Below are 22,385 nucleotides of genomic sequence, written 5' to 3' on the forward strand. Positions count from 1 at the left end.
ATAACAGTCAACCGGCACCTCACCCGCGGTTCGCGGGGCGGCGGTGTCATGCTCTGGGAGGAGTAGCATGACCAAATCTCTGGAAACCACCAAGACCAAGGGCGCCGATTTCGACGCCGTCGTGATAGGCGCGGGCTTTGGCGGCCTGTATTCCGTCTACAAGCTGCGCAACGAGCAGGGCCTGAACGTCAAGGCCTTCGACAGTGCGGGCGATGTGGGCGGCACCTGGTACTGGAACCGCTATCCCGGCGCGCTGTCCGATACCGAAAGCTTCGTCTACCGCTATTCCTTCAGCGGCGAGCTTTTGCAAAAGGGCCGCTGGAAGACCCGCTATCTGACGCAGCCCGAAATCCTCGACTACATGAACGAGGTCGCGGACACCTACGATCTGCGCCGCAGCTACCAGTTCAACACCCGCGTTACAGCGACCCATTTCAACGACGAAACCGGTCTGTGGCATGTCACGACCGACAAGGGCCAGATAGTGACCTGCAAGTATCTGATCACGGGTCTCGGGCTCCTGTCCGCAACGAACACACCGAAGTTCAAGGGCATCGACAGCTTCAAGGGACAGGTGCTGCACACCGGCGCCTGGCCTGAGGGGATTGACCTCAAGGGCAAGCGCGTGGGTGTGATCGGCACCGGCTCCACGGGGGTTCAGGTCATCACCGCGACGGCGCCGATTGCCGGGCATCTGACGGTGTTCCAGCGCTCGCCCCAGTATGTCGTGCCGATCGGCAACACGCCCCAGGACGAGGCGACCATCGCCCAGCAAAAGGCCAACTACGATGACATCTGGAAGCAGGTCAAATCGTCGGTTGTGGCCTTCGGCTTCCAGGAAAGCACCGTGCCGGCGGAAACCGCTTCGCCTGAAGAACGCGAGCGCGTGTTCGAGGCCGCATGGCAGCGCGGCGGCGGTTTCTACTTCATGTTCGGCACGTTCTGCGACATCGCGACCAGTCAGATCGCAAACGATGCGGCGGCCGACTTCATCAAGAAGAAGATCAGGGAAATCGTGAAGGATCCCGCAACCGCAAAGGCGCTGACGCCGCGCGACATCTACGCCAAGCGGCCCTTGTGCGGGGACAACTACTACGAGGTCTACAACCGTCCGAACGTGACCCTCGCCGATGTAAAGGCCGACCCGATTGCCGAGTTCACCCCGACCGGCATCCGGCTGGAAAGCGGCGCGGAACACGAACTGGATGTGGTGATCTTCGCCACCGGATTCGACGCGGTGGACGGCAACTACGTCAAGATGGACATGCGCGGCCGCGGGGGCGTGACCATGCGGGACAAGTGGAAGGACGGCCCGCTCGGTTACCTTGGCATGATGGAGACGGACTTCCCGAACCTCTTCATGATCCTTGGCCCGAACGGCCCCTTCACCAACCTGCCGCCGAGCATCGAAACGCAGGTCGAGTGGATCGCCGACACCATCGAGATGATGGAAGCCAAGGGTCTGTGCTGCATCGAGCCGACCGAGGCCGCCCGCGACGAATGGGTCACGCTCTGCCGGACGATCGCCGACATGACCCTGTTCCCGAAAGCCGAAAGCTGGATCTTCGGTGCGAACATCCCCGGCAAGAAGAACGCGGTGATGTTCTACATGGCGGGCATCGGCAATTACCGCAATGCGATCAATGCGGTGAAGGACAGTGGTTATCAGACCATGATCTTCGACCGCGAGATGGCAAGCGCCTGACGCAGCGGAACACACGGCGGGCCGGGCAGGATTCTGCCCGGCCCATCGCTGTGCGCCAAGAAAACCACACAGCAAAAAAAGGGAGAGAGTCTGTGGGACGTGTATCTGGAAAAGTCGCCCTCGTGACGGGTGCTGCAATGGGGATGGGCAAGTCCCACTCCGAACTTCTGGCGCGCGAAGGCGCGCATGTCTTCGTCACCGACCGCGACGTGGCGGCGGGTGAGGGGGTTGCCAAAGGCATCGTGGCCGCTGGCGGCAAGGCCGACTTCATCAGGCATGACGTGGCAAGCGCAGCCGACTGGGCCAACGCCATTGCCACCGTGCGCGCCAAGGCCGGGCGGCTCGACATTCTTGTCAACAACGCGGGCGTGCTGATCCTGAAGCCCCTGCACGAAACCACGCCCGAGGAATTCGACCTGACGATGAACGTCAACGTGAAGGGCGTCTATCTGGGCATCCGGGCCGCCGTGCCGCTGATGAAGGAAGCGGGCAAGGCGTCGATCGTCAACATCTCGTCGATCTACGGCATCGTCGGTGCGGCGATGGCGGGGGCCTATATCGGCTCCAAGGGTGCTGTGCGGATGCTGACGAAATCCTGCGCCGTCGATCTGGCGGATACCGGGATCCGGGTGAACTCGATCCACCCCGGCGTCATCGACACGCCGATGACCAAGGACCTGCTGCACGCCGATCCGGCCACGCGGCAGGCGATCCTGGGATCGACGCTGCTCAAGCGCCCGAGCAAGCCCGAGGAAGTGTCGAACGCGGTGCTCTTCCTTGCGTCCGACGAAGCCTCGTTCGTCCATGGTGCCGAGATCGTCGTCGACGGCGGCTATACCGCAAACTGACCCCAAAGCCTGCCCTGTCCGCCCGGCTCGACCGGGCGGACAGGGGATTTGAGAAAGGAAGCCCTCCCATGAAGGTATTGGTCCCGGTCAAGCGGGTGATCGACTACAACGTGAAGGTTCGGGTCAAGGCGGACGGGTCGGGGGTTGACCTTGCGAACGTCAAGATGTCGATGAACCCCTTCGACGAGATCGCGGTGGAAGAGGCGATCCGGCTGAAGGAGAAGGGCGTCGCGACGGAGGTCGTCGTCGTCTCGATCGGCGTCAAGCAGGCGCAAGAGACGCTGCGCAATGCGCTTGCGATGGGCGCGGACCGGGCGATCCTGATCGAGGCCGCCGCCGACGTCCACACCGATATCGAGCCGCTGGCCGTGGCCAAGCTGCTGGCTGCGGTCGTCAAGGAAGAGGCGCCGGGCCTCGTCCTCTGCGGCAAGCAGGCGATCGACAACGACATGAACGCCACGGGCCAGATGCTGGCCGCCCTGCTGGGCTGGAGCCAGGCGACCTTCGCCTCCGAGGTCGCCATCGAGGGCGACACGGCCCGCGTGACGCGCGAGGTGGACGGCGGGTTGCAGACGATTTCGGTCAAGCTGCCGACCATCATCACCGTCGATCTGCGCCTGAACGAGCCGCGCTATGCGTCCTTGCCGAACATCATGAAGGCCAAGGCCAAGCCCTTGGCCACCAAGACGCCCGCCGACTATGGCGTGGACGTCTCGCCCCGCCTGACGGTGGTCAAGACCGTTGAACCGGCGGGCCGCAAGGCGGGGGTCAAGGTGGCTTCCGTGGCCGAGCTGATCCAGAAACTGAAAGACGAAGCGGGGGTGATCTGAGATGGCCGTTCTTCTTCTTGCTGATGTGGTCGATGGCAAAATGGCGACCGACCAGGTGGCCAAGGCGCTGACCGCGGTGATGTCGCTGGGTCCGGTGACGGTGCTGGTCGCCGGTCCGGACGCCACTGCCGCAGCGGCCGAGGCCGCAACGCTGGACGGCGTGGCCAAGGTGCTTCTGGCCGAGGATGCGGCCTATGCCCATGGCTTGGCTGAACCCACCGCCGCGCTGATCGTGTCGCTGGCGGGCGACTACGAGCACATCGTCGCCGCCTCGGGCGCGCTGTCGAAGTCGGTGCTGCCGCGCGTGGCCGCGCTGCTCGACGTGATGGTGATCTCGGAAGTTCTCGCCGTGCATGACGGCTCGACCTTCGACCGCCCGATCTATGCCGGGAACGCGATCCAGACGGTCAGGACCTCGGATGCGAAGAAGGTCATGACCATCCGCACCGCGACCTTCGATGCGGTCGGCAAGGGCGGCAACGCCCCGGTCGAGAAGGTCTCGGCCAGCGTGGACGGCAGTCTCTCGGCCTGGGTCGAGGACAAGGTGGCGTCCAGCGACCGTCTGGAGCTGACCTCGGCCGGGATCGTGGTCTCGGGCGGGCGCGGCGTGGGCAGCCAGGCCGACTTCGCGCTGATCGAGAAGCTGGCGGACAAGCTGAATGCCGCTGTCGGGGCGTCCCGGGCGGCGGTGGACAGTGGCTACGCGCCGAACGACTGGCAGGTCGGCCAGACCGGCAAGGTCGTGGCGCCGGACCTTTATGTCGCGGTCGGCATCTCGGGTGCGATCCAGCATCTTGCGGGGATGAAGGACAGCAAGGTCATCGTCGCCATCAACAAGGACGAAGAGGCTCCGATCTTCCGGGTCGCCGACTATGGCTTGGTCGCCGACCTCTTCACGGCCATCCCGGAGTTGATCGAGAAGCTGTAAGCCTGCTACATTTGGAGCATCAATATGACCGACGTCTTCATCTGCGACTACATCCGCACGCCGATCGGCCGGTATGGCGGGGCACTGTCGTCGGTGCGCCCCGACGATCTGGGGGCCATTCCGCTCCGCGCGCTGATGGACCGCAACGCCGGCGTGGATTGGGAAGCGGTGGATGACGTGATCTTCGGCTGCGCTAATCAGGCGGGCGAGGACAACCGTAACGTGGCGCGCATGTCGCTGTTGCTGGCAGGTTTGCCGGTCGGAGTGACGGGGACCACGATCAACCGGCTTTGTGGCTCGGGGATGGACGCGGTGCTGACCTCGGCCCGCCAGATCGCCGCCGGCGAGGCGCAGCTGGTCATCGCGGGCGGTGTCGAAAGCATGAGCCGCGCCCCCTTCGTGATGCCCAAGGCCGACAGCGCCTTTTCCCGCAACGCCGAGATCTGCGACACCACCATCGGCTGGCGGCTGATCAATCCGGCGATGCATGCGGCCTGGGGCACGGATTCGATGCCGCAGACCGGGCAGAACGTGGCGGATGACTACGGCATCAGCCGCGAGGCGCAGGACGCGATGGCGCTGGCCAGCCAGGCCAAGGCGTCGGCCGCGCAAGCCAACGGGCGCCTCGCGCAAGAGATCACCCCGGTGACGATCCCGCAGCGCAAGGGCGAGGCGCTGGTGGTGGACCGCGACGAACACCCCCGCGCCACGACCCTCGACTCGCTGGGCAAGCTGAAGCCCCTGTTCCCGAACGGCTCGGTCACGGCGGGCAATGCCTCGGGCGTCAACGATGGCGCGGCAGCGCTGATCCTCGCCTCGGCGGCAGCTGCGCGCGTGCATGGGCTGACGCCGATCGCCCGCATCCTCGGCGGGGCGACCGCGGGCGTGCCGCCGCGCATCATGGGCATCGGCCCGGCGCCCGCGAGCCAGAAGCTGATGGCGAGGCTCGGTCTGACGCAGGCCGATTTCGACGTGATCGAACTGAACGAGGCCTTCGCCGCGCAAGGCGTGGCCACGCTGCGCCAGCTCGGGATCGCCGACGACGATACTCGGGTGAACCGCAACGGCGGGGCGATTGCGTTGGGTCATCCTTTGGGCATGTCGGGTGCGAGGATCACCGGCACGGCGGCGCTGGAATTGCGCCACACCCACGGCAGGCGCTCACTCTCTACCATGTGCATCGGCGTGGGGCAGGGCATCGCCATCGCGCTGGAACGGGTGTGAGTGTCCCTATATCTGCTCTGTCCTTTCGAATCCTTGACGAGCCGGAGTGCAGAGGCGCAGCCTTGCCGGGTGCTGGTCATGCGATTTTCGCTGATTGGGGAGACTGCACATGGTCGAGATTGTCAGGGGCAAGGAGGTCACTATCCGGTTCGACGCGTCGTTGTGCGTCCACTCGCGCAACTGCGTTCTGAGCCATCCCGAGGTCTTTGTGCCGAATGTGAAGGGTGAGTGGATCTACCCCGATGCCGCGTCCGTCGAGACGGTCATGCTGATCGGCCTCACCTGTCCGTCGGGAGCGATCAGCGTCAGCCGCAATGACGGCGCGCAGACCACGGAACAGTCGCCAGTGGTGAACACGGTTCGGGTGCGGGAAAACGGCCCCCTGGCGATCGAGGCGGACCTGCGGTTGCGCGGAGAACCGCTGGGCCGGGTGCGGGCCACCCTCTGCCGCTGCGGCCAATCGCAGACCAAGCCCTTCTGCGACGGCTCGCATACCGCTGCCGGATTCGCAGCGACGGGCGAACCGGCGGCAAAGGACACCCCAACGCTGGAGGCGCGCGACGGGCCCGTCGATCTGCTGCCGCAACCGAACGGGCCGTTGAAGACCACCGGCAACCTGGAGGTCGTCAGCGGCACGGGCCGGACGGTCAACAAAGTGCGTCAGGCCTTTTTCTGCCGTTGCGGCGCGTCGCAGAACAAGCCGTATTGCGATGGCAGCCACAAGGCGGCTGGCTTCGTGGCGGAGTAGCGGGCGAAGGCGCGGCCGGGCGTCTTGCTTCGCGTTCGGCTTCTGCAGCCAAGGGCAACCACCCGGCAGTCGCCCAGGATTTCAAGGCGGCCGTTGCGGACGTGGACGCGGTTCCTTTCGTTACACCGGAATAGAACCTCTCGATCCCGGGTGGGCTGCGGAACGCCATCGACTGGACGAGCCGCCCCCGAGGACAGAACTCGTTAAACCGTAAGCCATTGGGCATCATCGGAACCTCGCCTGGGGCTATCGGCACTGCCGTTGGACAGCAGTACCTGAAGAGCATCCTTAGCTTCTGCAACTCCCCGATGATGAATGCGATCGAAGCCTATATCCAGTTCACGCCGGACCTGATTTCCGACGATGGCAATGTCAGCGTTGGATCGACCGAGACGTTCCTGCGCAATTATTTGAGCGACTTCAGCAACTTCGTCGAGCGGGTTCCGACTGACTGTCCTCGCACCACGTAGCATTTCGGGGGCGGGAACGCTGCGACGCACAACACTTTCTAACTTTACAAATTGAAGATAAATCGTGAAGTTGAGGCAGATAACTTTTGGGAATATTGATCTTGACCGAGCCCCGTTTCGCCACTCGCCTGAACTCCTTCGCTTCCGCAGCGCACATTGCGTGGCCGGGTATCAAAGGCAAACCCAGCGTCTTGCAGATGGCCGAGCGCGCCGCGCGCGTTCAGGGCCTGACTGACCTTGATCTCAATTTTCCCGATCATCTTGGCGAAGATCCGCGCGAGTTGGCAAAGAAGCTAGGCGATCTCGGGCTTGCGATTAACGGCTTTGCCATGCGCTATTACACCAACCCGGCATTCAAGCTCGGGGCGTTCACCCATCCTGACGCTGCTGTCCGGCGGGAGGCAATCGATCTTACCAAGAAGGGGATCGACGCTGCCCGCGAGGTGGGTTCAAGCCTCATGACGCTGTGGCTCGGCCAAGACGGTTTCGACTACGCGTTCCAGGCGGACTACGCCCGCTTGTGGCAACACGAAATTGATGGAATTCGTGAAGTTTGTGAGCATGATCCCGATTGCATGATCAGCATCGAGTATAAGCCGAACGAGCCGCGATCCTACAGCCTGATGCCTGATGCGGCAACGACGCTGCTGGCGATCCGCGATGTTGGTGCAGACAATCTTGGTGTCACGCTCGACTTTGCCCATGTTCTTTATGCCGACGAGCAACCGGCCTTTGCTGCAGCCCTGATTGCCAGACACAGCAAGCTTCTCGGCGTCCATCTGAACGATGGTTATGCCAAGCGGGACGATGGTCTCATGGTTGGCGCCGTACACACGGTCCAGACAATTGAACTGCTGCGGCAGATCCGTCGTGATGGCTACGACGGTGCCATCTATTTCGACACATTCCCAGACATGACCGGACTTGATCCGGTTCACGAATGCGAGGTGAACATCGCGACCGTCAAGCGGATGCTGAATGTCGTTGATCGCCTCGAGCAGGACAATCGCCTCACTGGTGCGATTGACCGCCAGGATGCCGTGGCGGCCCAGGCCATTTTGCAGGAGCTGATGCTCGGGGCCAACACGTAACGCCATTATCATGAAACTCGGGAGGAACCGATGAATAGACTTTTGACGCTTGCCGTGGCGGCGAGCCTCTGGGCCGGCGCAGCCTTTGCTCAAGATCTTGCCCCGCTCAATTCTGACTCTGAGCCAGATCGGATGGACTGGTCTGAACTGGAAGCAAAGTTCGGCGCATTTCCGGCAATCCCCGCCGGTACCAAAGCCGGTGGCGTTTCCAAGACCCTGACGAACGAATACTGGCGTTCGCTCGGCGAGGGCTACAAGGCCTTTGCCGATAGGGTCGGCGTCGAGAGTGTCTATCAGGCCGCGCAAAGCGAGGGAGACCAGCTGGGCCAGCTGACGATTGCCGAAGGCATGGTCACGCAGGGCTATAACGTTCTTCTCCTGTCGCCGCAGACCGACGCCAACCTGCAGCCGATCATGGAGCAGGCCAAGGCTGCCGGCGTGCCGGTCGTCAATGTAAACGACGCCGTTATCCCGCAAGCCGAGCACTATGTCGGAAACGTTCAGCGCGACAATGGCGTGCGCGTCGCCAAGTGGTTCATCGATAATCGCCCGGAAGGTGGCAAGGTTGCCATTGTTGAAGGACAGGCCGGTGTCTATGCGGCCGTGCAGCGGACCGATGGCTTCAGAAAGACAATTGAAGAATCCGGCAAGTTCCAGGTCGTGGCCAGCGTGCCCGGCAACTGGGATCGCCAGATGTCCTATGATGCGGCAACCAACATCCTGCAGCAGCATCCGGATCTCGTTGGCTTCTATGCTAACAATGATGGCATGGCGCTTGGCATCGTCGAAGCGGTAAAGGCCGCCGGCCTGCTTGAAAAGGTTGCCGTTTTCGGCACAGACGGTATTTCCGATGCCTATGCCTCGATCAAAGCAGGTGAGCTGACTGGCACCGTCGACAGCTTCCCGGTTCTGACCGGTGAAGTTGGTATGGAAGTCGCTCTGCGTCTCGTCGCCGGCCAGGATCTGCCGCGTGTCGTCGCAACACCCCAGGCGCTGATCACCAAGGACAATGTCGCCGAGTTCCAGGGCGAAGGCGTCGATCTTCGTGCCGTGCTGATGAAGGCTGCCGGCAAGTAAGGCCTCCCAAGGCAGGTGGTCGGTCCGCTCTGGACCGGCCGCCGATCCTCACGAAGGGCACAGAGATCATGACCACTGCCAGACTAGCTTTCGAAGGCATGACGAAGGTGTTTCCGAGCGTACGTGCCCTGTCCGATGTCTCCTTTCAGATTGCACCCGGCGAAATCCATGCACTGCTTGGTGAAAACGGGGCAGGTAAGTCGACCCTGCTGCGTATCTTGTCCGGGGTCTTCAAGCCGACAAGCGGGCAGCTTTTGATCGATGGCGTGGCTCAGGCCTTCAGGACACCTGAGAGCGCTCGCCTTGCCGGTGTTGCGATGATTCACCAGGAACTGCAGCAAGTGCCGCACCTGACCGTCGCCCAGAACATGTTCCTAGGGCACCCGATTACCTGGGCAGGTGGGCTCTTGGTAAACCGGCGCGAGCAGGAAAGGCGGGCTGCCGAAGCGCTAGCGATGATCGATGCTTCGATTGATCCCGCAGCGCCGATATCGTCACTGAAAGTGGCGCAGCGGCAGGTGGTCGAAATCGCCCGCGCTTTGCTCGACAAGGCCAAGATTATTGCCATGGACGAGCCAACTTCAAGCCTCACGCCGAGCGAATTTGAGAGCCTTGCGGAGGTCATCAAGCGGTTAGCCGCGAGCGGCGTAACAATCATCTATGTTTCCCACAAGATGGACGAGGTATTCGGAATCTGCGAGCGCGCAAGCGTGATGCGGGACGGCCGGCTGGTTGGTGTCGTTGACCTCAAGCAGACTGAGCCGGCCGACGTCATCTCGATGATGGTCGGCAGGGAACTGCAGGCAGAAGAGCATGTGTCCCACGCGACCCGGGATGTCCGTATCGAAGCGCGCAATCTCTCCTCTGCCAAGGTCCGGGATGTTTCCTTTGACCTACACAAGGGGGAAGTGCTCGGCATTGCCGGTTTGGTTGGTTCTGGCCGCACGGAACTGCTTCGTCTCATCGCGGGTGCCGATAGGGCGACTGGCGGAACCATCCAGATCGACGGGTCGACCCTGACACTTTCCAATCCGCGTGCTGCCATTGCGGCGGGTATTGGCCTTCTGCCTGAGGAACGCAAGCGTGAAGGCATAATTCCCGGCCGTTCGGTTACCAACAATGTCGCGCTGCCATCGATGAAACGTTTCGCGCCCGCTGGCATCATCCGGCATGGGGCCTTGAGGCGTACAGCGGCCGAATTGTTGACCCGCGTCAACCTTCGCCCGTTTCTGCTCGATCGACCAATTCGCCTGTTCAGTGGTGGCAATCAGCAGAAGGCAATCATTGCCCGGTGGCTGGCCGCGGGATCCAAGATTTTGCTGTTCGACGAGCCGACACGTGGCATCGATGTCGGTGCCAAGTCCGAAATCTACAATCTCATCGAGGAACTCGCCTGCGAAGGTCATTCCGTGGTGGTCGTTTCATCTGAACTCCCCGAAGTCATGCGTGTGTCCGACAGGGTCCTCGTCATGCGCGAGGGGACGGTGGTGGCCGAACTGCAGCGCGAAGAACTCACAGAGCAAGCCATTGTTTCTCATGCCGTCGGCAAGGGACTTCGTGCCCCCGCCCGGCAAAGCCAACAGGAATGAATGTCATGTCCGATACAACGCTTCATGCGGCCGCAACACAGTCGAAACTGCTTGGATCATTGTCTCTTCGCGATGCCGGCACTTTGATCGGACTGATTATCATCATCGCTATCTTCGGCCTGCTCGTTCCCGATTTCCTGTCGCAAAGGAACCTCGTCAACATCCTGCAGCAATCGAGCATCAATGCCTGCCTGGCGCTCGGTATGACGCTGGTCATCATCTCCGGAGGCATTGATCTTTCGGTCGGCCCTACGGCTGCCATCGCCGCCGTCATTACGGCAGCCCTTTTGGTCTCTGGTACGCCGATCCCGCTCGCTATTCTAGCCGGCCTTGGCATTGGCGTCATCTGTGGCTTGGTCAACGGTGTTCTCGTTGCCTATATCGGACTTCAGCCCTTCATCGTGACGCTTGGAACGCTCAGCACCTATCGCGCTATTGCCCTGATCTATACCGGAGGCAATCCGGTCTTTGGACTGCCACCGGAGTTCCGCTCCCTGTTTAATGGATCGGTCGCCGGCATTCCCAACTCGGTCCTTATGGTTGCAGTTGTGGCAATCCTTGCCTGGGTTCTTCTCAAGAAGACACCACTTGGCGAGTATCTGCTGGCTGTCGGCGGCAATGAAGAGGCCGCTTATGTGGCTGGCGTGCCGATCGCGATCACCAAGATCACGGCCTATGTGATCTCCGGTGCGTTGGCAGCCCTTGCCTCGATGATCCTGATCGGACGCCTGGGTGCTGCCGAACCTATCCTTGGCAACCTTTGGGAACTGGACGCGATCGCGGCTGCAGCCATCGGCGGCGCCTCCTTGATGGGTGGCAAGGGCAGTGTCGTCGGTACGCTTCTTGGTGCGATCATTCTCGGTAGCATGCGCAATGGTCTCACGTTGATGAACGTTCAGGCCTTCTATCAACTGCTGGCGACCGGCCTTATAATTCTCGTGGCGATGATGATCGATCGCGTAACGAGAGGCCGTGGATGAATTCCCTGAATGACTTGAAGGCGGTAGGCCCGCGCATCCGAATGATGATGCCTCATCTCACGCCCCTGGAGGCGCGGGTCGTTGAAACTGTGTTTGCGCTGCGCAATTTCACAGACGAAACGGCGCTGAAGGACATCGCGGCAGAAGCGGGGGTATCCGAAGCGATGGTGGTCAAGATCACCAAGAAGCTCGGTTTTTCCGGCTACCGAGACTTCAGGTCTGCCGTCACACAGTACAATCAGCTGCCGACTGCTGAAATGCATCAGGAACTGTCGATCGAGGATACCTCTCGCGAGATCATCCAAAAGGTGTTCCGGACCTCGATCAACGCACTCGAAGAGACGCTCGCGATCATAGACATGGACGCCTTCGATCGTGCGGCGGATCTGGTCAATCAGTCTGGGCAGCGTGATTTCTACGGTGTTGGCGGATCAGCCCAGATTGCCCGCGATGTCGCCCACAAGTTCTTGCGCATTGGCATTCGTGCCAACGTACAGGACGATTCGCATATGATGCTGATGTCAGCCGCGCTGCTCGGTCCGCAGGACATCGCTATTGGATTTTCCCATTCCGGCAATACGACGGCCGTCATCGAGGCAATCCAGTTGGCTCGGAAGAACGGCGCGCGAACGATTGCGATTACCAACTACAATTCATCCGCGCTGGCGCAGGTGGCCGATATCGTTCTCTGCTCCACGGCTCAGGGCTCACCGCTGATGGGGGAGAATGCCGCCGCTCGCATTGCTCAGCTCAACATTCTGGACGCCCTCTTCGTTGCCGTCGCGCAAAGGAATTACGGTGTCGCGGAGAAGAACCTGCAAAAGACAATGGCTGCGGTCATGTCGAAACGCAAAGACAAGATTGTGTAAGGAAGCATGTCTCAGGTCATCGTTTTTGGAAGCCTTCATTACGACATTATCGTCCACGGCCCAGGACGTCCACGCAAGGGCGAGACCGTGGCCGGCGAGCGCTGGTTGCCAAAATGCGGTGGCAAGGGTGGCAATCAGGCAATAGCTGCGGCCAAAACCGGTGTTATCACGGCAATGATCGGCGCCGTAGCCGATGACGAATTCGGACGCGTTCTCGTGGCTAACCAGGTAAGTGGACAGGTCGACAGCAGGTTCATTCGCGTCGTCGAAGGTGCCGGAAGCGGCATGAGTGTGGCGATTTTCGACCAGGACGGTGACTACGGCGCGGTGATCGTGTCGGGTAGCAATCTTGATTTGGGACAGGTCGATGTCGATGCTGCTGCTGAACTCTTTGCCCAAGGCGGCGTCCTCGTCCTGCAGAACGAGATCCCAGATGCGGCAAATGTGGCAGCGGCGCGGGCGACGCGATTGGCAGGAGGCCGTGTCATACTCAATGCGGCACCCGCGCGGGAGCTTTCGACGGACCTCATAGGGCTCGTGGACGTTATCGTCGTTAACCAGGTCGAAGCTGAGCAACTTACCCGGGGTCCGGTTGTAGAAACTCTTGAGGGCGCACTGGGTGCGGCCCGCCTTCTGGCCCAAATCTATCCTGTTGCCGTGGTGACAGCCGGCGGCGAAGGTGTGGCCTGCGCTACGGCTGAGGGGCTGGAGTTGGCGGTGCCCGCGCTTAAAGTGGAGCTTGTCAGCACGCATGGTGCCGGTGACGAATTTACGGGTGTGCTAGCCGCCGAACTTGCAAGGGGCATGGAGATCACAGTCGCCATTGATGCCGCCAATCAAGCCGCTGCTTCCCTTGTCAGCGGAGTGAGTCTGAGAGTCGGCTAGTGCAACGAGTACTAAGTTGAAGAATTGGTGTCATACGGCGCTTTCTACGGCTGAAGTTCCATAATTACTATTATCGGTGCAGCCCCTATAGCAGGGTGCGCGCTATTCCCAAGTGCGACTTCTGTTTGAAACCAATAGGTTATCAAACAGGAGGATTGTGTCATGGGATCAAAATACAGCCACCTGACGCTGGAGGAGCGCCGCAAGATTGAACGCTGGCGCCAGGCGAAAGTGTCACCTTGCCGAATGGCGAAGATCCTTGGGCGGCACCGATCAACGATTTTTCGAGAATTGAAACGCAACCATTTTCAAGATGAACAGTTGCCGGACATCGTCGGCTATTTTGCTGTGGCGGCCCACCAGGAATGCGCCACGCGTCGGTCACGAAAACGAAAACTGATCAAGCATTCGGATCTGCGTCATCTTGTGACCGATCGCATCAAGGATGGCTGGACGCCGGAACAGATTGCCGGACGCATGAGATACGAAGGCGCCTCCCACCGGGTCTGCCAGGAAACGATCTACCGTTATATCTATTCGAAGGAAGGCCTTGCCCAGGAGCTGTGGTGGTACTTGCCGACACATCGAAAGTCTCGAAAGCCCAGACGAGCGAGAAAGCGCCTGCCACCCAAATTCCATCGTGACGTCAGCATCTTGTTCCGGCCAGATGCCGTGGCACATCGGCAGGAGTTCGGGCACTGGGAAGGTGATTTAATGCTGTTCAAACAGCACTTTGGTTCTGGCAACGTTACGTCCCTGGTGGAACGCGTCACCCGGTTCACCTTGCTTTTAAAGAATGACAACAGAAGAACACATTTGGTGCTTGGCAAGGTCATCGATGCGATCCGCCACCTGCCAATCCGTTCCCGAAAATCCATCACGTTCGATCGAGGAACCGAGTTTGTGGCCTGGCCGCATCTTCAAGCGGAAATCGGTACACAAACCTGGTTCTGTGATCCATCTGCCCCCTGGCAGAAAGGCACCGTGGAAAACACCAACCGACGTGCCCGACGATGGCTTCCCCGCAAACTCAATATGAGCCGGGTCACCGATCTTGAGTTGAAAGGGATCTGTGACCGGCTCAATGCGACGCCCCGGAAATGCCTTGGTTGGAAGACGCCGGCCGAAGTCTTCAGGGAGAAGATGCTGGCGCAATGAGTGAACGCCCCCTACCCTTGCAATCCGCAGAAGTCGCACTTCAAGTATCGCTCACAAGCCATTTAGTAATGCGACACTTGGGCCAGTTAGAGATGCGACACCTCCCGTCCGTCTGACGCTGGTCAATATCAACGTTGGAAGGAAGACTGGCTTCGGCACGCCTAAGCGCTGACGGAGCTGCAATGTCTTTGATCACCATGTCGCAACATGAACTAAACCGGCTGGAAGCCATCCAGAAGATCCGCGATCGAAGATTGAGTATCGTTGACGCTGCCAGGCTTCTGAGCCTCAGCCGGAGCCAGGTCCATCGGCTCTTGCAGGCTTACGAGCGTGACGGTGCCGCTGGTCTTGTTTCCGGCAAGCGTGGCCGTCCCAGCAACCGCCGTCACAGCGACGAGTTTCGCAATGCCGTCCTCGACCTGGTGCGCGAGCATTATCACGACTTCGGTCCAACCCTGGCCCGTGAGAAGCTGCTTGAGCTTCATCAGATTGCCGTCGGCAAAGAGACCTTGCGCCAATGGATGACGGAAGCTGGTATTTGGAAGTCGCGGCGCGAACGCAAGCAGCGGATCTTTCAGCCGCGCGGCCGGCGCGATTGCCTCGGTGAACTCGTCCAGATCGATGGTTCGCATCACTGGTGGCTCGAGAACCGCGGCCCCAAATGTGCCTTGCTCGTCTACATCGACGACGCGACCGGCAAGCTGCTACATCTGCGTTTTGCGTTATCCGAGAACACCTTCGACTACCTCCTGGCAACTAAGGCCTATCTGGAACAATGGGGAAAGCCGCTTGCATTCTACAGCGACAAACACGGGGTTTTCCGGACCACACATGCGTCCGAGATGGACCGGACCAGCGGGCTAACGCAATTTGGCCGCGCTCTTTACGAGCTTAACATCGACATCGTCTGCGCCAACACCCCGCAAGCCAAAGGCCGGGTCGAGCGCGCCAACAGAACTCTTCAGGACCGGCTGGTGAAGGAATTGCGTTTGCGCGGTATCAACACGCTTGAAGAGGCCAACGCTTTCGCTCCGGAATTCATCGCGGATTTTAACCACCGTTTTGGCAAGGAGCCGCGCAATCCGAAGGACATGCATCGCCCCTTGGCCGATCATGAGAACCTGGATGGCGCCATGTGCCGGAAGGAGATCCGCACGGTGTCACAGGCTCTGACGCTACGCTATGAGAAGGTGATTTTCATTCTGGATCCGACGGATTACGCCAAGATACTGCCCCGCCAGAAGGTGATCGTCTGCGACTATCCCGACGGCCGCCTGGAGATCATGCACGAGGGCACCCTTCTCCCGTACAGAACATTCGATACCTTGCGGTCAATTCACAGAACCAGGGTTGTTGAGAACAAGCGGTTGGACGACATTCTGTCGGTTGTGGCCGAGATGCAGGAAGGCCGGGAGCAGCACCGGCGTCGGCATGGCCCCTCTCGTGCCGGTCAGAAGGACCACATGTTCGGCATCCCGGACGGCAGCGTGAGCAACGGCTATCAGAAGCGTGGCCGCAAGCCCGGACGCCGATCGGATTTCATGAATGATCCGGAAGTGAATGCTAGAAGGAAGAAGGCGCTGGCGAGGATAGAAGCGGCGGAGTGATCGGCCAATATCGGTCCCATCCTCTAAGTGATGCTACGCGCAGCTGGATATTGCAATGCACTATTTTCTGTATTGAGCACAGGTGGACAACCGCCCCAGCCGGGCGCAGAAAACGGGACGGCCTGGTATCTTCGTTGAGATTTTCATTCAGTTTCAGCTGGATCGTCTTTGCTATGAATAAGCTTCGAAAGTCTTGCACTGGTCCTGATCGTCCTCGTTAGTCCAGTCGGCGCGCAGTTGAGATATTGGTCAACTCGCAATATGGATGATGAACGCATAATCAGCTATCTGAATAATATGGATGCGCTCGTTCAGAAAGCACAGGCGAGCAAGAATACCGAATGAGCTGGAACCTTCGCGATTGGGCACGGATCATAAAGCGCGACGTCGCTGCTCTTTGCAGCGCGAGCCGAGATCCGCGTGTTCCGTGGTACGCGAAGGCCCTCGCCATTGTCGTTGCTGGCTATGCCCTTTCCCCCATTGACCTAATCCCCGACTTCATACCCGTACTTGGTTACCTGGATGATGTCGTGCTTCTGCCGCTCGGTATTTATTTCGTCATTAAGCTCATTCCACCCGAGATCATGGCGGAGCACCGGGAACTAGCAGCCGCTGCCGCCGAACGACCGGTTAGCCGTATCGCTGCCGCGATTATCATCGCATGCTGGGTTGTGGCATTTGCTCTTACGATTTGGTTCTTGCACGGTTACTTTTCCACATAGCATTCAGACACAGCTTGGAGCATCGCTATGACCGACCGCGCCAGAGGAACAGCCGCCAGAAAAGAAAAGCAAAAACACCGCCTCTATCAGGCGCGAACAGCCGCATTAACCGTTGCCCTAGGTGCAGTCCTGTCTGTCCAGTCACAGAGGGCTCAATCAGAACCAATTCCGGTGGATGTGCAATTGGTTTTGGCGGTGGACGTATCGAGTTCGATGAGCCGTGAAGAGCTCGAAATCCAGCGCTCGGGATATGTCGCTGCGATTAAAGACCCGCTTTTTGTAACAGCGATCCAACTTGGAGCGACCGGCAGGATTGCCGTTGCCTATGTGGAATGGGCCGGACCCGACTTTCAAGTTCTCACTATGCCATGGCAGATAATCGACAATTCGGAAACAGCGCAGCGCTTCGCAGATGACCTTGCGGCCAAGCCGCTGACAGGAGGAACCGACACTTCCATTTCCAAAGCATTGCTTTTTTCGGCATCGCTCCTCTCGAAATCGTCCTATCAGGCCATGCGCAAAGTCATCGATGTTTCCGGCGACGGGCCGAATACTACTGGGCCATACATCGTGCCAACTCGTGACGCCGTGATCGCTGAGGGGATTACGATCAACGCGCTGCCTTTGCTTCTCAATCCCGCTCCGTCGGAGATATCCGGTGAGGTGGAACTCATGCGCTATTTTGAGAGCTGTGTTATTGGCGGTCCTGGCGCATTCGCCTTTCCAGTTCGCAACACGGACGGTCTCGTTGCAGGGATTAAGCGCAAGCTCATTTTGGAAGTCGCTTCGGCCGGACCACATTTAGTGACCGTTTCGGCATCAGATTGGACTTCAGCCGATTGCAGAGTTGGGCAAAGAGAATTCTACGAATGAACTCAAATCGTTCATTCCAAGATGCTATGCACCTTCAAAATCTTTCAAGATGGCCCGCATTACGAGTTCGGGCTGACAAAGTCCGAATAGGTCCTCAATCACCCGCCCCCTCACCTCCCTTGCAACCCGGCCCAGCCGGTCGGATCGGGGGCTGGCCGCTTCAGCGAGCGGCAAAGTCTGACTGTCGCATTTCTATCGGGCTAGCGACGTCGCGTTTCTAAACAGCTTTGACAGTTATAACGTTACATTCAACGTCGCGCATTCTTTTAAATGAAGACATCGCCTACAGAGCCTGAAACACGCCTGCTGACCGATCAAAGTATTTCTCGGGAGGAACTTGTCAGCGGTTCAACAGCCGAGCCTGGCTTTACAAGTTTTTCAGCTCTGCCTCGATCAACTCCCTAATTGCTCTCTTCAAGTTATCCACTTTCGGGGACTTTTTATCGTCATAGTAAATGCGATGGATGTTGAAAGATGCGGCGCTTGCGACGACAGGAGAGATGGAGGCAATATCTAAGATCTTGCCTCCGACGCTCACATTGATCTGCTGGGGATGGCCGCCGACGACACCTCTCGTCTTATAGATTGGCCGATTATACGTGTCGTAATAGCAGCTATCGCTCCAGATTGAGGAATCTGCCTGCAGCTTCTCGGCAACAGCCTTACAGATTCCTTCGATCAGCTGAACGCGTGATAGTGCAGTCAGTTTGCTGGTTCCGACGCGTGCGGCAAGTGCTTCGTCGGCTACCTTCCAGATATCGACCATTGGCAAAATCCGGCGGTCCGAGAGTCGCGTCGCGACGTCGCTAACAGAAGGATCAGTCGCTTCGCGCAATAGATGGAGGGATCCCCAAAAGAGCGTATCGTCGAGAAGGTGCGCGTGGTCGAGATTGTCCGGCTCACGAAAAAATCGAATAAATGGGTGGTTCTCCGAAAGACCTGTGGCTGTCACCTCATTTGAGTCGATCAGCTGAAAAACCTTGCTCAAGAGCTGGGCGAACATGAACTCCAGACCCCTTGTCTTCTTGTGCAGATAGATGGTTGGATAGAGCTGGAACAACGTGACTGTGAACTGTTCGAGCGAGATATAGGCCTTGCTATCGACATAGAGAAATTGAGCATCACCGTTCTGACCTGGCTTAAAATTCCGTAAGAGCCAATCAAGGTCGATTCCTCCAGAGGACACACCGGCGAAGTAGGCGTCCCTTTTCGCGTAATCGAGCCTGTCGGCGTCAAGCTGACTTGAAACGATGGACGTATAGACGCAGTTTTCATCCTTCTTCTTAATGATGTCACGGACCATGCCGGGAAATTCAGAACCACCAAACTTAGTTAGCGCCGTGCCGATCGAAGAGTCGGTGATAATCTTTCGGCTAACAGACTCATGATCGACGGCAGCTTCGAAGCTCTCCGCGCGTTCGCCTTCGAGCGAGTTGCGCGCCAGAAAGAATTCCATGGCCTTCTCGAAAGCGTGGCTAAACATGCCGTGGCCGACGTCATGCAGCAACGCGGCTGCCAGGCAAGCTTCGGCCTTGGGCGACCATTTCCCGTCAGCCCCTTCGGGCTCTATAACCATCAGCATTCGTTTTGCAATTTTGTAAACGCCAAGTGAATGTGAGAAGCGAGAGTGAGCGGCCGAGGGAAAGACGTAATCGGAAAAGCCGAGTTGCTTGACACGACGCAGGCGCTGGAAGAACGGATCAGAGAGCAAGTTTTTGAGCTCATTTTCGCGTTCTCCATAAAAATCGATAAACCCGTGGATCGGATCCTTGATAACCTTGTTCAAAATTTCCGGCATTTTCCCCCCAACATGATATTTCCGGAATTGTAGTAACCAACTGCATTAGGCGAACATGCCACGCCTATTCTGCCAAGCGCGTGCGGATGCTTTTGAGAACTTGATCCAAGACTTCATTGCTATTCGTGGAGGTCAGGATGAGAGATTCGAAAGCCGCCTCGTCGGCGATCGCGCGGATCTTGTTAGCGGCTGCGACCCGAAACTCCTGATTTCCATCCCGTCCTTCACCAAGTCCAATTGCAGGATCGAGTTCTGTCATGACAAGCAGATCATAGTCACCCGCATGAGCAAGAGCGATCGAGCGAAGTTCGTTGAGCTGACGATCAGGTAGAGACCGGTCCGAAATTTCGAGGGCGGCATAAAGATAGCCTAACGCGTCAAAAACAGGACGATCGACAAGAACGACCTCGCAGTGCAAGGCAGCTTCAGCTTCCTGCCTCATGCCCTCCGCCATGATCCATAGTGTGCTTTCGAAATTGTGCTGGGTTAGGATCGGAAAGCCGCGGTCCCGTGCCGCCGTAGCGAGGTCATCTACCCGACCGATGGTCACCCCTTCGGTCGATAGGCGAGCGTCCAGTTGCTCCAGGAAAGTTGACTTTCCGGTCGAATGTGTGCCGGCTATTCCGATTTTAACTTTCCTCGCGCTCACAAAAAGCTCTCCTGCGATTTGAAAAGTATATCGGCTTCCCGTACACGGAGATCACGATCGGCGCGATCGAGCGGCCCTAGAAGTTCAACGAACAACAAGGCCGTCAGCGCAACGTCAAATTGAGCGGAATGGTGTTTCAAGCCTGTTTGCCGCTTTGCCTCGGTCGTCAACTTGAGAGCGGCGCCGAGGTTTTCCAAACTGTATGAGGAAAGGCCCGGGCGGAGGGAACGCGCGAGCTTCAAAGTATCGATTGCAGCGGATGGCTGCCATCCTGGAATCGATCGGCTTATAGCATCAAGCTCTACCCGGACGTTGTGACCGACGATCACACATCCGTCAGTCCATGTGACGACGTCGTCAGCAATGTCGTCGATACTCGGCGCACCGGCTACGACATCGTCGGAGAGGCCGTGAATCCTAGTCACGACCGCGGCGATTGGCTGCTCAGGCTTGATCAGCCAGTGAAATTCTCGGCCGGTGGGACGGAGTTCAACGAGTTCCAGCAACGCGATCTCGACAATCTCTGGAGGGGTAGCTCCGTTGCCTTCCACGTCGACGACCCAGGTCTTTTCCCAAATCATTCCCATCCGATCTCCGCACGCCCATGCCGATGCTGCCTATGCGGCTGCGCCCGGTCGTGGACTTGGAAATTTAATGTATGCTGCATGAAGTAGCGTTGCGCTTCGGTGCTGCCACTGACTACGATCCGACGATCAGAAATCTCGATTCCATTTAGGTCCGCCAGCGAGACGCTACGAGCGAGGCTTCGAACAGCCTCAGTGTCAGGTTTATGGTGATGCTTACTGCAGATCTCACGTTGGCCCTCGGGACAGATGCTACAAATTTCGCTGATGCCGAAATGACCATTAAAATCTGGTGTCCCGTGGGCGAAGGCGACCCCGCATGACGTTTTGCGGAAGATCGGGCGCCCTTCGAAATGGGCCAAAATTCGACTTTCGGTATCACGTGGTAAAATCTTTCGTCGGGCCAAATCCGTGTAAAGGTCAGGCACCCCGGCTTCTCGAAAATAGGCCTGGATTTCTTTCCGGTAAAAGAGGCCCGTGAAAACCGTCGCATCCGCTAACTCAGAAAGCCGGCGTGCAGACGCGAAGTGGTCGATCGTATCATTTAGACCCGAGATAATCGGGCGCCAGTAGAGGATCTTCTTCACACGAGACGCCGATTTAGCCAGCACTTCCAAGCTTCCTGCGGCTATCGCCGACGGTACTGGCTCCACACGTTCGTCATGGATCCCTGACCAGGTGACCAAGATCGTCAGTTGCAGGTTCTTGAGAGCTTCAAGACGCTCAACGTCTGATCGATCAATTCGCCATCGGGTGATAACCAGGACTGGATTGCTGAGCCCTCGCCTATCCAGAGCTTCGAGGGTCTTGAAAAGATGCGTCTTCACACCAGGCAGGAAGGGGTCCGTAGCTCGGTTGAAAATCTGAATCGGAGTCGTGTGAGCACGAAACGCCCAATGGCCGATGAGTTCCTGCACGGCGATTTCGTCATCGACGATGAGGTGGGGTCGCTTCATCGAAAAATTCTCGAACAAGTGGCGTACGCAGTAGCCACAATCCAGAGGACACCCGACGATGTGATTGAGACTTAAGCCCGACTTTCGATAGTCAATGAAATTCCGAAGGCTTCGAGGTAGATCATCCGGCGCAGGGCGCACGGACTTCAAATTTAAGAATTCTGCTTTTGTCACGTGTACCTCCCAAACCCACAGTCGGACAGTGAACTGCAACACAGGAAAACACAAGTTAGCCGCGAGGAAACATCAACCACCATCACTCTATGCTGCGATGTTCCTTCGAAGCGACCTCGCATCGACCACGCAGAGAAGCATGTATCCAAACGGGATATTCTCACCGCCAGACACGGACCAGCTAGCGAGCAAACTAGTAGATCATGAACAGTATCGTCACGGAGATTGTCATGTGACACGTTTTAGCGCGACATGTGGTGCGACTGCTTTGAGGAAGAGGGCCGCTACGCGCCTTAATCACATCCATCCAGACGCGACAAAGAGTTCCGCTGCTGTTTCAGCCATTCTGTATTGCCCGATTGCTGGCCATACAGAATTCTGTTATTCGTTCCTCTGCTTGCGGTGAGCAGAGGAAAGTGGTCATGGCGATCAACACAACGAAGGACGCGCTGAATTCTACAAGCCGTCACTCCATAGAGAAGCTCGAAACTCTGAATTTCAAGGTTCCGGCCGACTTCAAGAAGGCATTTAAAGGTTATGCCGTTGCCCAGGGTATGACGATGGTTGACTTGCTTCGTGAAGGATTTGAACTCAGCAAAGACAATCGTAAGTCCTGATGC

The 22,385-nt window shown here is 58.5% G+C and carries 21 protein-coding genes and 1 pseudogene; 18 read left to right on the top strand and 4 right to left on the bottom strand.

The genetic code is table 11. The features are described 5' to 3' along the window. Nucleotides 1-67: 67 nt before the first annotated feature. From FIV03_RS30445 to FIV03_RS30525, 17 genes and pseudogenes are all read left to right on the top strand, one after another. Nucleotides 68-1,705 (top strand): NAD(P)/FAD-dependent oxidoreductase, encoded by a 1,638-nt coding sequence (locus FIV03_RS30445; protein ID WP_050474496.1) that lies wholly within the window; start codon nucleotides 68-70, stop codon nucleotides 1,703-1,705. A 92-nt stretch (nucleotides 1,706-1,797) separates the two neighbouring features. Beyond that, nucleotides 1,798-2,553, top strand: a complete 756-nt coding sequence (locus tag FIV03_RS30450) for a glucose 1-dehydrogenase (protein WP_050474497.1) — start codon at nucleotides 1,798-1,800, stop codon at nucleotides 2,551-2,553. 68 nt (nucleotides 2,554-2,621) lie between these two features. Then, nucleotides 2,622-3,383, top strand: a complete 762-nt coding sequence (locus FIV03_RS30455; protein WP_050474498.1) for an electron transfer flavoprotein subunit beta/FixA family protein — start codon at nucleotides 2,622-2,624, stop codon at nucleotides 3,381-3,383. A 1-nt stretch (nucleotide 3,384) separates the two neighbouring features. Further along, complete coding sequence (locus tag FIV03_RS30460; RefSeq protein WP_152508037.1) at nucleotides 3,385-4,311, top strand: FAD-binding protein; 927 nt, start codon at nucleotides 3,385-3,387, stop codon at nucleotides 4,309-4,311. A gap of 24 nt (nucleotides 4,312-4,335) precedes the next feature. Next, a complete protein-coding gene (gene pcaF / locus FIV03_RS30465; protein ID WP_050474500.1) occupies nucleotides 4,336-5,535 on the top strand; it encodes a 3-oxoadipyl-CoA thiolase in 1,200 nt (399 codons plus the stop codon). 109 nt (nucleotides 5,536-5,644) lie between these two features. Beyond that, nucleotides 5,645-6,283: a CDGSH iron-sulfur domain-containing protein gene (locus FIV03_RS30470; protein ID WP_050474501.1), complete on the top strand. Its 639-nt coding sequence runs from the start codon at nucleotides 5,645-5,647 to the stop codon at nucleotides 6,281-6,283. Next, a pseudogene (locus tag FIV03_RS30475) lies at nucleotides 6,241-6,753 on the top strand (NADPH-dependent FMN reductase). The gene FIV03_RS30470 and the pseudogene FIV03_RS30475 overlap by 43 nt, the downstream one beginning before the upstream one ends. Before the next feature lie 101 nt (nucleotides 6,754-6,854). Continuing rightward, nucleotides 6,855-7,844: a TIM barrel protein gene (locus FIV03_RS30480; RefSeq protein WP_152508038.1), complete on the top strand. Its 990-nt coding sequence runs from the start codon at nucleotides 6,855-6,857 to the stop codon at nucleotides 7,842-7,844. 30 nt (nucleotides 7,845-7,874) lie between these two features. Beyond that, a complete protein-coding gene (locus FIV03_RS30485) occupies nucleotides 7,875-8,921 on the top strand; it encodes a substrate-binding domain-containing protein (RefSeq protein ID WP_152508039.1) in 1,047 nt (348 codons plus the stop codon). 68 nt (nucleotides 8,922-8,989) lie between these two features. Next, the gene (locus FIV03_RS30490) at nucleotides 8,990-10,510 is read left to right on the top strand and encodes a sugar ABC transporter ATP-binding protein (RefSeq protein WP_152508040.1); all 1,521 of its coding nucleotides are present in this window, start codon (nucleotides 8,990-8,992) and stop codon (nucleotides 10,508-10,510) included. Nucleotides 10,511-10,515: 5 nt separating this feature from the next. Next, nucleotides 10,516-11,490 (top strand): ABC transporter permease, encoded by a 975-nt coding sequence (locus FIV03_RS30495; protein WP_152508041.1) that lies wholly within the window; start codon nucleotides 10,516-10,518, stop codon nucleotides 11,488-11,490. Beyond that, nucleotides 11,487-12,359 carry a MurR/RpiR family transcriptional regulator gene (locus tag FIV03_RS30500; RefSeq protein ID WP_152508042.1) on the top strand — a complete coding sequence of 291 codons (873 nt, stop codon included), beginning with the start codon at nucleotides 11,487-11,489 and terminating at the stop codon, nucleotides 12,357-12,359. Before FIV03_RS30495 ends, FIV03_RS30500 begins: the two co-directional genes overlap by 4 nt. Nucleotides 12,360-12,365: 6 nt before the next feature. Further along, nucleotides 12,366-13,244 carry a ribokinase gene (locus FIV03_RS30505; RefSeq protein WP_152508043.1) on the top strand — a complete coding sequence of 293 codons (879 nt, stop codon included), beginning with the start codon at nucleotides 12,366-12,368 and terminating at the stop codon, nucleotides 13,242-13,244. A 162-nt stretch (nucleotides 13,245-13,406) separates the two neighbouring features. Next, nucleotides 13,407-14,402 (top strand): IS30 family transposase, encoded by a 996-nt coding sequence (locus tag FIV03_RS30510; protein ID WP_077294751.1) that lies wholly within the window; start codon nucleotides 13,407-13,409, stop codon nucleotides 14,400-14,402. A 182-nt stretch (nucleotides 14,403-14,584) separates the two neighbouring features. Further along, nucleotides 14,585-16,009, top strand: coding sequence for an ISNCY family transposase (locus FIV03_RS30515; protein WP_152508018.1), 1,425 nt, complete (start codon nucleotides 14,585-14,587; stop codon nucleotides 16,007-16,009). 341 nt (nucleotides 16,010-16,350) lie between these two features. Beyond that, the gene (locus FIV03_RS30520) at nucleotides 16,351-16,731 is read left to right on the top strand and encodes a YkvA family protein (RefSeq protein WP_152508017.1); all 381 of its coding nucleotides are present in this window, start codon (nucleotides 16,351-16,353) and stop codon (nucleotides 16,729-16,731) included. 27 nt (nucleotides 16,732-16,758) lie between these two features. Further along, a complete protein-coding gene (locus FIV03_RS30525; protein ID WP_152508016.1) occupies nucleotides 16,759-17,604 on the top strand; it encodes a DUF1194 domain-containing protein in 846 nt (281 codons plus the stop codon). 367 nt (nucleotides 17,605-17,971) lie between these two features. Here FIV03_RS30525 and FIV03_RS30530 read toward each other — a convergent pair whose 3' ends face one another. From FIV03_RS30530 to FIV03_RS30545, 4 genes are all read right to left on the bottom strand, one after another. Beyond that, entirely contained in the window at nucleotides 17,972-19,402 is a 1,431-nt protein-coding gene (locus FIV03_RS30530; protein ID WP_062492166.1) for an HD domain-containing protein, read from the bottom strand. Nucleotides 19,403-19,466: 64 nt separating this feature from the next. Then, a complete protein-coding gene (locus tag FIV03_RS30535; protein WP_152508015.1) occupies nucleotides 19,467-20,051 on the bottom strand; it encodes an AAA family ATPase in 585 nt (194 codons plus the stop codon). Further along, nucleotides 20,048-20,632, bottom strand: a complete 585-nt coding sequence (locus tag FIV03_RS30540) for a 3'-5' exonuclease (RefSeq protein ID WP_062492232.1) — start codon at nucleotides 20,630-20,632, stop codon at nucleotides 20,048-20,050. The genes FIV03_RS30535 and FIV03_RS30540 overlap by 4 nt, the downstream gene beginning before the upstream one ends. Further along, the gene (locus tag FIV03_RS30545) at nucleotides 20,629-21,591 is read right to left on the bottom strand and encodes a radical SAM protein (protein WP_088665295.1); all 963 of its coding nucleotides are present in this window, start codon (nucleotides 21,589-21,591) and stop codon (nucleotides 20,629-20,631) included. The genes FIV03_RS30540 and FIV03_RS30545 overlap by 4 nt, the downstream gene beginning before the upstream one ends. Before the next feature lie 596 nt (nucleotides 21,592-22,187). Here FIV03_RS30545 and FIV03_RS30550 point away from each other — a divergent pair. Further along, nucleotides 22,188-22,382: a hypothetical protein gene (locus FIV03_RS30550; RefSeq protein ID WP_062492162.1), complete on the top strand. Its 195-nt coding sequence runs from the start codon at nucleotides 22,188-22,190 to the stop codon at nucleotides 22,380-22,382. The last annotated feature ends 3 nt before the right edge of the window (nucleotides 22,383-22,385 follow it).

The sequence above is a fragment of the Labrenzia sp. THAF187b genome, assembly GCF_009363375.1.
GTDB classification, from domain to species: Bacteria; Pseudomonadota; Alphaproteobacteria; order Rhizobiales; family Stappiaceae; genus Roseibium; species Roseibium algicola.